We start from the raw sequence: 14,386 nt of genomic DNA, 5'->3' as shown, positions 1-14,386 counted from the left end.
CAAAAGGTGCGCGTCTATCCAATGTAAGAAATAACCGATGCGCATTTAAGATAAAGGAGCTCTTTGTAAAATGAAGAAACGAAAAATTGAGGATCAATTTGCTGATTACGTAATGGAGCATAAACACAGTTTTTATCGATTGTCCTATAGTTATGTCAAAAATCCAGAAGATGCGATGGATGTCGTTCAAGAGGCGATTCATAAAGCACTCAAATCTGTTCACAGGTTAGAGGATGCGACCAAGATGCATAGCTGGTTTTATAAAATTGTGGTGAACGCTGCCCTAGACTTTTTACGAAAGAAGAAGCGTGTGCAAGTGACAGATGATGACACGCTTGAGTTCTTATCACAGGGTGAATCAGATGTTTATGAAGATCAAGATGTCAGACGAGCCATAGAGGATTTGCCCGATATGTACCGGGTCATCATTATCTTGAGATTCTTTGAAGATTTAAAACTAGAGGACATCGCCCACATTCTCGAAGAAAACGAAAACACCATCAAAACAAGATTATATAAGGCGTTGCGGCTTTTAAAAGTAGAATTATCGCAGGAGGAAATATAAATGGATAAGCATTTGGAACAGTTAAAAGAGGAATATTTAGAAATCCCTATTCCGCCGGAATTCGATGCTATGGTTGAACGAACATTAAAACGAAAAATCAAAAAACCTCATTTTCAGCAATGGACGATCGGACTTGTTGCTGCGGCTGCTTTATTTGTTACGACTGTAAATGTCAGTCCACAGGCGGCAAGAGCGATTTCAGAGGTACCGATCATTGGCGAGCTAGTGAAAGTTGTGACATTCACTGAATTTAAAAAGAGCGACCAAGGAACGAATATTGACCTTAAAACACCACACGTTTCAGGGCTTGGGGACGGAAAATTACAAGACAGCCTGAATCAAAAATATTTAGCTGAAAACAAAAAGCTGTATCAAGATTTCGAAAAGGAAACAAAGGGTTATAAAAATGGTCATTTGAGTGTAGAGAGCGGATATGAAGTGAAAACAAACAATGACCAAATCCTTTCACTAGGTCGATACAAGGTAACGACTCAGGCTTCTGCGGCAGAGGAAATGACATATGATACGATCGATAAGAAAAACCATGTACTCATTACATTGCCAAGTCTGTTTAAAGATGATCGGTATATTGATGTGATTAGTGAAAATATTAAAGAACAAATGAAGAAGCAGATGAAAGAAGATTCAAATAAGATTTACTGGATGACCAAGCAAGATATGGTTGATCCGTTTAAGAAGATTCAGCCAGACCAAAGCTTCTATATCAATTCAAAAGGCAAACTGGTGATTTCCTTTAATGAATATGATGTGGCGCCTGGTTACATGGGCGTAGTTGAATTTACGATTCCAACAAGTGTGCTAAAGGATATTCTTGTCAGCGATATGTACATTCATTAAAAGAAGAAAAAAGACTGCTGAACATGTCAGCAGTCTTTTAATGTTTATTATGAAAGTGCGTCTGTCAGTGCAGGTACAACTTGTTTCTTTCTTGATACGACACCTTTTAGTAAAGCGGTGTTGTTTTCAAGTGTGACATGAAATGCTTTTTCTACTTTTGCCGCTTCTGCACCGAGAGCAAGTGCAAGAGAGTCATTTTCTAGGATGTCTGTGATCACTAGAACGAATAGATCAAGGCCTTTCGCTGCGATGACTTCATTGATTTTCGCTTCAATTTCAGCCTGTCTAGCTGTCACTTCAGCGATATCTACTGTATTGACTTGCGCAATTTCCACTTTGCTATTGCCTAATGCGAATTCTTTTGCATCAATTGTAATTAATTCTTGAACCGTTTTTTGGCTAAGGTCAGCACCAGCTTTTAGCATATCTAGGCCGTAAACTTCTGGATCTACCCCTGCGATTTTTGCGAGTTCATGCGCAGCATCAATATCCTGCTGTGTGCATGTTGGGGATTTGAATAGCAAGGAATCAGAAATGATTGCAGATAAAAGCAAACCAGCGATTTCTTTTTCAATCTTCACTTGGTTCTCTTTGTACATTTTGTTTAAAATTGTTGCTGTACAGCCAACAGGCTCAGCGCGATAGTATAGAGGTTCACTTGTTTCAAAGTTGGCAATACGGTGATGGTCAATGACTTCAGTCACTTGTACTTGATCAATATCGCTTACACTTTGTTGGAATTCGTTATGATCGACAAGAATGACTTGCTTTGTTTCATTTGCAGCCGTTTCAATGAAACGAGGTGCTTCTTGTTTAAAGAAGTCTAATGCGAATTGTGTTTCTCCGTTGATTTCTCCAAGTCTGACCGCTTCTGCTTCGATGCCGATTTTATTTTTTAGATCAGCGTAAGCGATAGCAGAGCAAATCGTGTCTGTGTCAGGATTTTTGTGTCCGAATACGAGTGTTTTTCCCATGTGAATTCTCCTTCTTACATTTATTGATGATGTTTCTATTCTAACAGCTTTTGTCCTTGAATTCAGGGTTTATAGCTAAGAATAATTTAAAAAATTGTAACATGCTGTTTGAAAAGTTGCATGTACGAATCTGTATCAGTGTTCCACGTGAAACGCTCTTAAGATAGCCTGCATTTTACTTGCGATTTACCGCTATGGTAAAATAAAGGTTGGGGTAAGACATGGAGTAGCTTACATCGTACGTATACATAGAAGGACACATTGAGCAAGATATAGTAAAAGGATTGGATAGAGGTGAAGGTGTGAAACAAACAAAAGCGTTAGTAGAGGGCGCTATCATGATCAGTATTTTCTCTGTCATGACGCTGTTTTATTTGTATGTGCCGCTATTATCCATTATTTTCTTTCTAGCTGCTCCGATTCCGATCATCCTCTATACAATCAGGCACGGCTTGAAAAAAGGAATTGCTGCTGGCGCTATCGGGATAGTGATCAGCTTTTTAATTGGGTCTATTAATGGACTCATGACTGCGCCCATTCTGATTGCTGTGGGATTAGGCATGGGTGTTTTCTACAGCAGACGGCAGCCCGGAAATGCCATCATTGCAGGTGGGCTGATTTATTTATTCAGTTTTCTTATCTCCTTTATTGTCAGTGTTCAGCTTTTTCAAATCGATATCATGAATATTGCGAAAGAGTCGATTGAGCAAATGATGCCGATGTTAGAGAGTACTTTAAAGCAATCCGGCGCGTCTGAAAAGGAGATTGCCAAACAGCTCAAACAGTTTAAAGAGTTGCAGGATACAGCATTAAACGCTCTACCTGTAGCGCTTTTGATCACTGCTACTTTGATGGCTTTTGTGAATCATTGGTTCGTGCGGCCCTTGATCAAACGGTTTGTATCAGACATGCCAGTCCTTAAGAAATTTAAGGATATGCGGCTGCCAAAAAGCATGGTATGGTATTATTTACTCACACTGCTTTTGATGCTGATTCAGACAGAAAAAGGCAGCTTTTTATGGCTCGTTCAGTCGAGTGCGTTTAAAATTTTATTTATACTGGTGCTTATTCAGGGATTTTCTTTTATCTTCTATTATTGCCACGAAAAAGGCATCTCAAAAGCAGTCCCCATTTCCGCTATCGTGTTAGGGGTTCTCTATCCGCCAGTCGGTGTGGTTGTGCGTATCATAGGGATTGCTGACATAGGCTTTGATTTAAGAGAAAAAGTGAAAAACAAATAATTCACTCTGAATGTTGAGGAGTTGATATCAGTGCCAAGCTTCTATAGAAAACCTGTCATCAAGTATCCGATCATCGCTTTAATTGTCCTTGCGGTATTCACAGTCCTCCTCAACCTTTATTATAATTGGATCATAGGAGCTGTTGGTCTTTTAGTCCTTGCAGGTGTGCTCTACTTCTTAAAGTGGGCAGATACGCAAGTTCAGAAAGAGATTGATTCATATATTTCAACATTATCCTATCGAGTCAAAAAGGTTGGAGAAGAAGCATTAATGGAAATGCCAATTGGTATTATGCTGTTTAATGACCAGTATTATATCGAATGGACAAATCCATTTCTCGCTTCGTGTTTTCATGAAAGCACGCTTGTCGGCAGATCCTTGTATGATACATTCGAGTCCATTGTGCCTCTTATTAAACAAGAGGTCGAGACAGAAAATGTGACGCTGAATGATCGGAAATTCAAAGTCATTATTAAACGGTCAGAACGCCTTTTATATTTCTTTGATGTCACAGAACAGGTACAGATTGAAAGACAGTACGAAAATGAACGAACGGTGTTATCTTATATCTTTTTAGACAATTACGATGATGTCACGCAGGGTCTTGATGATCAGGTGCGCAGCGCCATTAATAGTGAAGTGACGTCACTTTTAAACAACTGGGCACAGGAATATGGTATTTTCCTGAAGCGAATTTCGTCCGAACGATTTATGGCGGTTCTAAATGAAAGCATTTTAGCAGAACTGGAAGCGTCGAAATTCTCTATTTTAGATGAGGTCCGTGAGAAAACAGGAGCGCATAGTGCGACGCTGACCTTGAGTATCGGGATCGGTGCATCCGTACCTTCTTTAAAAGAACTTGGGGCACTTGCGCAGTCGAGTCTTGATCTTGCCCTCGGACGAGGCGGGGATCAGGTCGCCATTAAGCAGCCGAATGGAAAAGTGAAATTCTACGGCGGGAAAACGAACCCAATGGAGAAACGGACACGTGTACGCGCACGAGTTATTTCTCATGCTTTAAAAGAAATTGTATCTGAAAGCGGCAATGTCATGATCATGGGGCATAAGTTCCCAGACATGGACTCGATCGGTGCATCCATTGGGATTTTAAAGGTCGCCCAGGCCAACGGGAAAGAAGGCTATATTGTCATTGATGCCAACCAAATTGGTGACAGTGTTCAACGCTTGATTAGTGAAATTAAGAATTATGAAGATCTTTGGTCACGTTTTATCACCCCAGAGGAAGCCATGGAGCTTGCAAAGGATGACACGCTGCTTGTGGTCGTGGATACACATAAACCGTCTCTCGTCATGGAAGAACGACTACTCAATAAAATTGAACATGTCGTGGTCATTGACCATCATAGACGCGGCGAGGAGTTTATCCGTGATCCATTACTTGTCTATATGGAGCCGTATGCTTCATCCACAGCAGAGCTTGTGACAGAGCTTTTAGAGTATCAGCCGAAGAAATTGCGCATTAACATGATCGAAGCGACTGCGCTTCTCGCAGGGATCATCGTTGATACGAAGAGTTTCTCGCTGAGAACGGGATCAAGAACGTTTGATGCAGCCTCTTACCTTCGTGCGAAGGGGGCAGATCCTGTCCTTGTGCAAAAGTTCCTAAAAGAGACCGTGGATCATTACATCAAACGGGCAAAGCTCATTCAGCATACAGATTTGTATCAAAATCAGGTGGCGATTGCTTCATTACCGTCCGACAGCTCGGAGTATTATGATCAAATTACGATTGCCCAGACGGCTGATTCCCTGTTGTCAATGAGTGAGGTAGAAGCGTCATTTGCTGTCGCTAGGCGAGATGACAATACGGTGTGCATTAGTGCGAGATCATTAGGGGATATCAACGTTCAAATTATCATGGAAGCGTTAGATGGCGGCGGTCATTTGACTAACGCTGCAACCCAAATGTATGGTATAACCATTGAAGAAGCGGTAGAGCAGTTAAAAGCTGCCATTGATGAATATTTCGAAGGAGGGGTTCAAAGATGAAAGTCATCTTTCTAAAAGACGTAAAAGGCAAAGGGAAAAAAGGCGAAGTCAAGAATGTCGCTGACGGATACGCTCACAACTTTCTCATCAAACAAGGGTTAGCGGTTGAAGCAAACCCAACGAACCTAAGTGCATTGGAAGGGCAGAAGAACAAAGAGAAAAAGAATGCCGTCCAAGAGCTTGAACAAGCGAAACAACTAAAGGAAACACTTGAGGCGCTAACAGTGGAACTAACAGCAAAATCAGGTGAAGGCGGTCGTCTGTTTGGATCAATTACAAGCAAACAAATCGCTGATAAATTGCAAAAAGATCATCAAATCAAAGTCGATAAGCGCAAAATCGAGCTGAATGACGCCATCCGTGCATTAGGTTACACAAATGTACCGGTGAAGCTTCATCCAGAGGTACAAGCAACGTTAAAGGTACACGTGACAGAACAAGCATAAACAGAAAAGAACCCGTCTCACGAGGAGGCGGGTTCTTTTTTATGATCAATCTGAAATATAGACGCTTCGTCCAGCACGCATACCGGATAAAAACATGAAAAATAGAACGATGATAAAGATGATAATGGACGGCGTCCATGTATGTGTGACATCAAAAAGGATACCGATCATGAGTGGACCAACGGCGGCTAATAAATAACCGATAGACTGCGCCATTCCAGAAAGCGCAGCGGCTTGCTCCATATTGGTTGTCCGTAATCCGATAAATGTGAGGGCAAGACTGATGCTTGCACCTTGTCCAATACCGATCAATAAAACAGAGATCACCAGAATAGGCGTCGATCCTCCGAGGAGAAGTCCGATCATCCCAAGTAAATACACAAGGACAAGCCCGAAGACAAGCGGTCTTTGTGTTTTTAATTTTTCTGCAAAAACAGGTGCTAGAAAGGTGGATGGCAGCCCAACAAACTGCATAATGGACAGCATCCAACCGGCTGTTGATAGATTCATTCCATGTGATGTTAAGATATCAGGAAACCAAGCGATGCTGCTATAGAAAAGGAATGACTGCAGCCCCATAAATAAAGTTACCTGCCATGCGACACGTGAACGCCATATTGGCTGCTCTGTGAGCGAAATGCTTTTGACAGACGCTGTGTTCTGATGAAGAAGCTGTGGAGCCCAGACCATCATCGCAAGAAGTGCAAGGCCAGCCCATACGAGGAATGATGTATTCCAGCCGCCAGGCATTGCATGGCTAAGCGGAACACTGACACCTGATGCAAGTGCCGCAAAGACGGACATCGAGGTCGTATAGACACTTGTCATTAAACCAGCATGTGCAGGAAATTTATGCTTCACGAGCCCCGGTAAGAGCACATTACATATCGCAATCCCGACACCGATAAGTGCGGTTCCGATCATTAAGAAGGTGATGGAACCAAACGAGCGAATCACAATCCCAAACAGAAGGACAGCGAGCCCTAGCCAAAGGGTTCGTTCGTTGCCCAGACGCTTTCCGATTTTAGGTGTAATGGGAGAAAGCAATGCGAATGAGAGCAGTGGTAACGTCGTAAGAAAACCTGCAAGTCCGTTAGACAACTGCAAATCGGAACGAATGGCACCGATGAGAGGGCCAACAGACGTAATGGCAGGTCGTAGGTTAAATGCAATAAGTAAAATCCCAGCAATCAGCAGGATGGTTTGTCCTTTACTGCGGGGATGTAAGGTTGATTGTTCTAGTTGTTGTTCCATGAATGTATACTCCTTTATTCTTTAAGAAGAACGATCTTTCTTCTGTTCAAGTTCTGCTAGTTTAGCGATTAAGATATGTTGCGGCATATGCATGATTTGTTCAATGGGTACATTGAGTGATGCCGCAAGTTTTTGTGCCGTGTCGGCTGAGATTTGTAAAGGTCTCATACGCAAATCTCCCTCCTCTTTCAATCTATAAGTTCCAATATATCATAACCGCTCATCGTGCGGCTGAAAAAATTTTCACTGCGGCAGGCTCTATTTAGCGCCATAAAACCACTTGAGGGCAGAGACAAAGTTTCGCTGAAATTGACTGATATGATGTCCCTCCCTGTACTCAATATGAAGGCGGAGTTGGTGTTTTGGCATACCATAACCGTGCAGAATGTGATGCAGCTCTTCCGTAAATGGCACCATATGTTGCTGAGCAGAAGATTTCTCCTTTCCTTCCTCACTGCCAACGGATAAATAAATGCGCTGGGGTAAAGCCTTAGGGTGATGTTGACGTACATAAGGCATGAAGTGAGGATACCAAAAGGAACCGGAAAGAGAGCCGATATGTTGAAAAAAGAATTGCTTCTTCCAAAGTGCATACATGGACACAAGGCCACCTAAGGAGGCACCAATAAGTGCGTGCTGACGATCATCAGGCTCAATCGGATAGTATTGAACAAGATAAGGCATCAACTGGTCAGTTAAAAAAGCGAGATACGTGTCTGCTTCACCTTTGAAAGCTGGGAAGGATGAATGAAGGGAGGGTGCCTCCCAAGGTGTATATTCATCGAGCCGGTTGATTGGGTGAATGCCAATCAGTACTACAGGCATGATGGAACGGCCTTCGATCATCTCTTCTAAAGAAAGGATGTGCTGATGAAACAGGGAAGATCCATCCTGGACAATCACAGCCGGCATGAGGGTGTTTGAATGAGGCGGGAGATAAATATCGAGTTGCCGTCCGTTCAGTTCTTCATATAAAAAAGTACCTTTCATTTAGGAGGTCCTCCTTCGATGATGATGAAGAGCGCCATGACGGCGCTCATTCAGTTTTTTTTGATGATAACCAATTGACTGCTTGTTCGAGAAATGTGGTTTTACTTAAAGCTGTCCCACCTTGAAGCAGGGGATCGACGATATTTTCACTCACATGCCCTTGTTTCACTGCTTGAAGGCTTGCCCAAATCTGATTGGACTCTAAATCCTTGAGGGCTTTCGGATTTGATGCGTTTTCTTCCTCAGAGAATTGAATAAAAATATAATCAGGATCCAATTCGCCGAGCCGTTCCAATGAAAGTAAGGATTGTGCTTTGGCCTTTTTTACTTCGTTTGGTGCAGTAAATCCAAGATCTCCATACAAGGTAGAGTTGAAATATACATCTTCAGGATAGACGTAAAGATCTCCTTGTCGAATGCGGAGGATGATGGCTGTTTTGTTTTTACTTGTTTCTTTTAATGTTTTTTTCGCTTTTTCTAAGTCTTTTTGATAGTTTGCAATGATCGTTTTTACTTCTGTTTCTTTCCCAGTCAATTGTCCAAGCAATATGAGATTGGCTTTCCAATCGGAAGAAATATGAGACACTGGAATGGTTGTTTGAATCTTAGCTAGTTTTTGAATGGTCGCTGGCGGGAACTTTGTTGACCCTAAAATGACATCAGGTTTGAGCTTCAGAATTTTTTCTGCGTTTGGTTCTGTTTTCTCACCAATGCCTTCTGTTTTAGACGTGATGTCTTCAAATAATGATGGGAATGTGCCGCCTACTGTTGAAGCACCAATTGGATGAATACCAAGCAGTTTGGCATCTTCCATTGATTCTAAGCTTCCAGCAATGACAAGTCGTTTTGCTGGTGTGTTGACTTCATATGTCTTTCCTAAATACTCTATTTCAGCCTTAGCTGGTGTTTCCGTGGAGGTTGTTTTCTTTGTTGTAGCCGTTGTTTGATCTCCATTGCCACAAGCTGAAGTGATAATCATGACCATACAAATGAAAAGAAAAGCTGCCCATTTTTTCATACGTTTTCTCCTTTAACTGATAATTGTTCTCAATTAAAGATTGTATGCCTCTTTGCATCACGGTTCCATAGATTTTTCACAGGACTTTGCTGGACTTTTTACGGATAAAAAGATAATAGATGTTGAATGACCCGTAAGTGGCTAGCAGCTGAATATTCTCTCCATGGATCTGAAGAAAGCGAATAGACAGCTTGCCTCGCAACTGCTCTAATGTTTTGCCAAGCTTCCTGCTGTTTTAATTGATGGTAAAAAGCGATGGTGTCTGGTTCTTTATGCAAGAGTAAAAATATGCAGTCTGGATCACACTGCTGGATAAAGGCGATATCTATTTTCTGCTCTATCAAGCTGCTAGTTTGATGAAAGGCGGGAGGCACACCGATCTCTTCTAATATGACCTCTGACATTGTGCGGTTGACGTACAAGTAGAGTTGATCTTGATACACTCTGATTGGGAGCATTGTTTTTTTCCTGTGTGAGCAAACTCTCTTCGTATACTCTACTAGTTCATCGTAATGTATCAGCCATTCCTCTGCTTCTTTTTCTTCCCCTAATAGGGCGGCTGTCTCTTGGAACTGAGCCCGCCAGTTTAATAATTTAAAAGAGACAAAATGTACAGGACAAATTGATTGAAGTGCCTCTTTCTCTTCCTTTGTGATTTGATCGTTTGCAATGATAAGTTCTGGTTGTGCTTTTTGTACTTGCTGGATGTCTATTTCGCTATGTTGATTAACTCGGTGTGCGTTTAAATGAATGGGAATATCGTCTCCATAGTGTTCAAAATCATAGGCAGTCCACTTCGGATGAAGAGGTGCAGCATAAGGAAGCAAGTGAAGCGGTGTGAATTGTCCAAGGATAGATGGACCGTATGCAATGATTTTACGCTGTCTGCTTTTCATATACTGAGAAGGAGTTATACCGGTCTTTTTCTTAAACAATCGACTAAAGTAGTAAGGGTCTTGATAACCGATTTCCTGGGCAATATTTTTAAGCTTGTTATGTCCTTGCGCTATCAGTTGCTTAGCACGGGTCAGCCTTTTTCTCGTTACATAGTCTGTAACGCTTTGACCAAATTGCTTCTTAAATTGTTCGCTATAATGATTGGGGCTAATTCCAGCCATCTTAGCAAGTGTGGCTAGGCGAATGGGTTCATCTGAATGATCGTTGATGTATTGCTTCGTTTTTAAGAGTGCTTGTGCCGTGTCCCTCACCTTGTGCTGGTGAAGTGTCAGCAGTTTGAGAATCAACGATTGAAACAGTAACTGGCATTGAAAGGAATGAACGGAATCATTCTTCTTCCAAAGGTCAATCATCTGTGATAACGAGTAATGGATTTGGTCGAAGGCATCTGTATGGACGAATTGCCATGCATTGAGAAGAGACTTTGCCTTCTCTTGTGAAATGGGTGTTATCTCATCATGAAGCATGGCATATATGTGAAAACGGACTAAATAAAGCTCATGTTTTTGATTGGGCACGGTATCTAGCATAAATGTATCGTTTGGCATAATGGTATACAGTGTTTCATCTGTTAGGCGCCCTTTTTTATCATTGATGAAGAGAAATCCGCTGCTTTTGAGACTGAAAAGAAGGCAGTATGCATCGGAAAGCTGTTGTTCTACATGCGGTAATGCTGTGTGATGGATTTTTTCAACACTGATCAGGCGATATATAAAATGACCGGCATCCGTCAGCTCAGGTCTTGGATTATTGTTCATGTACAGTCACCTCTACTTTATATAGTGAATTGAAAAACACCCTGTCTTCTTCACAGGGTGACAATGATTGTATATGAGTTAGGCTGTGTGTCTGCGGTGACATCATCGTAACCGAGATTTTGGAAGTTTGCTTGGAAAGTAGTGAATACATGCAACTACAAGTGAAAATGATTATCATTATCAAAAATGTTATCTTTATTTTATAGATTAGTCAAATGAGGCGGCTGTTTTAAAAGTGGTAAAGTATAGCATTCAAAATGTCACAATTAAAAAAAGTAAGGGTTGTGCCCTTACTTTTTGGTCAAATGGTGCACATGTCTGTAAACACCATTAAATTAGAATCCATCTGTGACATCATATTCGTAACGGATATCGGCTTTGACATTGCTCATAGTAGATCTTGCTGTAGCCTTTGCATTGTACTTAAAGCTCCATTTTTGAGCGACTTTTAATTGATTTTCCAGAGAAATACGGTAAGAACCACTTGTTGCAGATGAAACAATGGATTCGTTCCAAATCTTGTTTGCATCAGCCATCAGCTTGTGAGTGACATTTCCTTGGTTAGGCGATTGGGTACTAGTTGTTGAAATGGATTTAACGATTGCATTTTTAGGGATAGAAGAGTTCTTCGTTAAATCCATTGAAATGACAGAAGAATCAACTCCTAAAAAATTCAAAGAAGTATTCCCCATGTTGGTGGCGGCTCCCGTAAAATTGAATGTTCCATTTCCAGATTTGATGCGATCTTGAATGGAGACAGTAAAATACATATTTTCTGTATATGTACCACGGGTCACTTTCACAAAATAAGTTTCTGAATTTGAAGTAACGTCATCAGTATTAGCAAAAATAAATGGTGTAACTGAATCAGGGTTAATGACTCTAGATCTACCATCAGAATATTTCGAATTGTAAACCTCTATTTTCATCCCAGTGTACTGCTTATCATATGAACTTCTAACATAAACTTTTTCACCCTTATTAATTGTGAACTGATAATACGCTTCGTTTTCACCTTCAGGTAAGATTGTCGTATCTGGACGACTATATTTCCAATATCCCATTGAGCTTGCTGTGTTAGGACTGTTATTCCCCGTAATCGCTGCTTCTGCTGAATTAGGTGCAAAAAAACTAGTAACAAGCACTAATAATAATGCAGGTAATAAAAAACGTTTGAAGATAGTATTTGTCATATTTTAACCCTCCTTGTAATAATTACTATATCGGCATTAAACTAACAATTTTTAACTTAATTGCCGATATATTTAATAATCACTATTTTTTGAAAAAAGGAGAATCAAAATGAATATTAATACGTCATACCCGACAAGTGCGCCTAACAATCAGAACCGAATCGACTATAAAGGTCAATCAGCTATTAAAAGTACAAATGAGTTGATGACCGAAGCTGATAAACGAATGAAAGTATTAGATGAAAAATATCAAAAAATAAATGAACAAAATAAACGTTTCAAAGATCCTCATGGCCATATATTTGATAAGTATCGAAATCCAAACTCCCCTTATTTCAGAAATGATTTAACCAAACCGGAAAGAGAGGCGGCTTACTCTATTGAAATTGGATGGGCTAATAGTGGAACAGGAGGGCATTATAATTCTAATGATGCCGCCTTCCGTAATGAAAAACGGTATGATCCAACCCAAGAAAGTGTAGAAAAGAAAATACTCAATCGTCAAAAGGTCAACGAACAATTACAAAGTTTATTCTCTAAAAACGGTATAACCATTCCTAAAAACACAAATTTAACTTTTACCATTGACCCGAACAATTTTAAATTAGTGGTAAGTGGTTCAAAAGACGAATCGCTGACTAAACAAATAGAAGAACTATTAAATACAAGCAACAATACAAGAGAATTATTTTTCCATATTATGAAAAGTAGAAATGATGATTCGACTCAATTCACGCCTGATTCTCTTGCTAAATTCCACCTTGTGAATCAAATCAAAACGGTGACAGGCTACAATTTAAAAGACTTAAATATTGTAAACGGTCAATTTGTAACGGATAAAGGGGTCAATATTTTTGATATATACAAAGAAGATCTCCTGAAAAACCCATACACAGCAGAACATGCACGAATTGCCGCTTCACATTACGGAGCACAGCTATTTGATCTAGCCAAAAACGGGTTTGATTCTATTCCCGACTTGGTGTTATCAATTGGTTATCAAAATGGGTCGTTACATGACATTGGACAAAAGGTGAATTACGGAGTAACAAAATGAAGATAAATACATCAAATGCTACAGCGGTTCTAAACAATCAGAACGTTACCGATTTCAATAGCCATCCAGCTATTAAAAGTACAAATGAGGTGATGACCGAATCTGATAGACGGATGAAAATATTAGATGAAAAATACGAAAAAATTAATGAACAAAATAAACGATTCAATGATCCTCAAGACCATATATATAATAAGTATAGAAACCCTTACTCTTCTTATTTCAGAAGTGATCTAACAAAACCGGAAAGAGAAGCTGCATACACTATGGAAATGAGTTGGGCAAGGAATAATAAGGGTGGTCAATATGACTTTAATGACGCCATCTTCCGTAATGAAAAACGGTACGATCCTACACAAGAAAGTGTAGAAAAGAAAATACTCAATCGTCAAAAGGTCAACGAACAATTACAAGATTTATTCTCTAAAAACGGAATATCCATTCCTAAAAACACAAATATCACTTTTACTATTGATCCAAATAATTTCAAATTAGTAGTGAGTGGTTCAAAAGACGAATCGCTCATGAAACAAATAGAAGACTTATTAAATACAACCAACAATACAAGAGAACTATTTTTTCATATTATGAAAAGTAGAAATGATGATTCTACTCAATTCACACCTGATTCTCTGGCAAAGTTCCATCTTGTCAACCAAATCAAAACGGTGACAGGCTACAATTTAAAAGATTTAAGTATTGTAAACGGTCAATTTATAACGGATAACGGAGCGAATATTTTTGATCTATACAAAGAAGAACTCCTGAAAAATCCATATACAGCTGAAAATGCACGTATTGCCGCTTCACATTATGGTGCACAACTATTTGACCTAGCGAAAAACGGGTTTGATTCTATTCCAGATTTGGTGTTATCTATTGGTTATCAAAACGGCTCTTTACAAGACATTGGACAAAAAGAGAATTATGGGATTAAGAGAACAATAGATTAACAAAACGTGGACGACAACAGGTACAAAACCAGATACCGTTAATAAAAGACTCTATAACAATTGATGTTACAGAGTCTTTTCTATTGAGATGCGTTGGTTGGCTGTTCAACGA

The 14,386-nt window shown here is 40.0% G+C and carries 14 protein-coding genes; 7 read left to right on the top strand and 7 right to left on the bottom strand.

Translation table 11 applies throughout. The features are described 5' to 3' along the window. The first annotated feature begins 70 nt into the window (after window positions 1–70). Both MKX52_RS18505 and MKX52_RS18500 read left to right on the top strand, forming a co-directional pair. On the top strand, window positions 71–565 hold the full coding sequence (locus tag MKX52_RS18505) for an RNA polymerase sigma factor (RefSeq protein ID WP_050944666.1): 495 nt from the start codon (window positions 71–73) through the stop codon (window positions 563–565). Beyond that, a complete protein-coding gene (locus tag MKX52_RS18500; protein ID WP_342491230.1) occupies window positions 566–1,423 on the top strand; it encodes a DUF3298 domain-containing protein in 858 nt (285 codons plus the stop codon). Between the two features lie 47 nt (window positions 1,424–1,470). Here MKX52_RS18500 and MKX52_RS18495 read toward each other — a convergent pair whose 3' ends face one another. Continuing rightward, window positions 1,471–2,397 (bottom strand): manganese-dependent inorganic pyrophosphatase, encoded by a 927-nt coding sequence (locus tag MKX52_RS18495; RefSeq protein WP_342491229.1) that lies wholly within the window; start codon window positions 2,395–2,397, stop codon window positions 1,471–1,473. A 302-nt stretch (window positions 2,398–2,699) separates the two neighbouring features. Here MKX52_RS18495 and MKX52_RS18490 point away from each other — a divergent pair, with 302 nt between their 5' ends. The 3 genes from MKX52_RS18490 to rplI are packed head-to-tail and all read left to right on the top strand — an operon-like array spanning window position 2,700 to window position 6,094. Beyond that, on the top strand, window positions 2,700–3,638 hold the full coding sequence (locus MKX52_RS18490) for a YybS family protein (RefSeq protein WP_342491228.1): 939 nt from the start codon (window positions 2,700–2,702) through the stop codon (window positions 3,636–3,638). 30 nt (window positions 3,639–3,668) lie between these two features. Then, on the top strand, window positions 3,669–5,648 hold the full coding sequence (locus tag MKX52_RS18485; RefSeq protein WP_342491227.1) for a DHH family phosphoesterase: 1,980 nt from the start codon (window positions 3,669–3,671) through the stop codon (window positions 5,646–5,648). Beyond that, window positions 5,645–6,094 carry a 50S ribosomal protein L9 gene (rplI, locus tag MKX52_RS18480; RefSeq protein WP_012011896.1) on the top strand — a complete coding sequence of 150 codons (450 nt, stop codon included), beginning with the start codon at window positions 5,645–5,647 and terminating at the stop codon, window positions 6,092–6,094. The genes MKX52_RS18485 and rplI overlap by 4 nt, the downstream gene beginning before the upstream one ends. A gap of 45 nt (window positions 6,095–6,139) precedes the next feature. On the opposite strand, the gene MKX52_RS18475 is transcribed toward rplI, so the two are convergent. The 6 genes from MKX52_RS18475 to MKX52_RS18450 form a co-directional block, all read right to left on the bottom strand. Then, window positions 6,140–7,348 carry an MFS transporter gene (locus tag MKX52_RS18475; protein ID WP_088002935.1) on the bottom strand — a complete coding sequence of 403 codons (1,209 nt, stop codon included), beginning with the start codon at window positions 7,346–7,348 and terminating at the stop codon, window positions 6,140–6,142. Window positions 7,349–7,369: 21 nt separating this feature from the next. Continuing rightward, entirely contained in the window at window positions 7,370–7,516 is a 147-nt protein-coding gene (locus MKX52_RS18470; protein ID WP_003214589.1) for a YycC family protein, read from the bottom strand. Between the two features lie 90 nt (window positions 7,517–7,606). Then, window positions 7,607–8,338 (bottom strand): alpha/beta hydrolase-fold protein, encoded by a 732-nt coding sequence (locus MKX52_RS18465; RefSeq protein ID WP_342491226.1) that lies wholly within the window; start codon window positions 8,336–8,338, stop codon window positions 7,607–7,609. Between the two features lie 46 nt (window positions 8,339–8,384). After that, window positions 8,385–9,356, bottom strand: a complete 972-nt coding sequence (locus tag MKX52_RS18460; protein WP_012011892.1) for an iron-hydroxamate ABC transporter substrate-binding protein — start codon at window positions 9,354–9,356, stop codon at window positions 8,385–8,387. 98 nt (window positions 9,357–9,454) lie between these two features. Then, window positions 9,455–11,071, bottom strand: coding sequence for an ABC transporter substrate-binding protein (locus MKX52_RS18455; RefSeq protein ID WP_342491225.1), 1,617 nt, complete (start codon window positions 11,069–11,071; stop codon window positions 9,455–9,457). A 335-nt stretch (window positions 11,072–11,406) separates the two neighbouring features. Continuing rightward, window positions 11,407–12,264 (bottom strand): hypothetical protein, encoded by an 858-nt coding sequence (locus MKX52_RS18450; protein WP_342491224.1) that lies wholly within the window; start codon window positions 12,262–12,264, stop codon window positions 11,407–11,409. A gap of 109 nt (window positions 12,265–12,373) precedes the next feature. Between MKX52_RS18450 and MKX52_RS18445 the strand changes: the two genes are divergently transcribed. Together MKX52_RS18445 and MKX52_RS18440 are read left to right on the top strand one after the other, a co-directional pair. Then, entirely contained in the window at window positions 12,374–13,321 is a 948-nt protein-coding gene (locus tag MKX52_RS18445) for a DUF4885 family protein (RefSeq protein ID WP_342491223.1), read from the top strand. Beyond that, on the top strand, window positions 13,318–14,274 hold the full coding sequence (locus tag MKX52_RS18440; RefSeq protein WP_342491222.1) for a DUF4885 family protein: 957 nt from the start codon (window positions 13,318–13,320) through the stop codon (window positions 14,272–14,274). Before MKX52_RS18445 ends, MKX52_RS18440 begins: the two co-directional genes overlap by 4 nt. Window positions 14,275–14,386 lie beyond the last annotated feature (112 nt).

The sequence above is a fragment of the Bacillus sp. FSL R5-0422 genome (assembly GCF_038610765.1).
Taxonomy (GTDB): domain Bacteria; phylum Bacillota; class Bacilli; order Bacillales; family Bacillaceae; genus Bacillus; species Bacillus pumilus_O.
The sequence above is the reverse complement of the archived record's forward strand: the minus strand, read 5'-3'. Positions and strand labels throughout refer to the sequence as shown.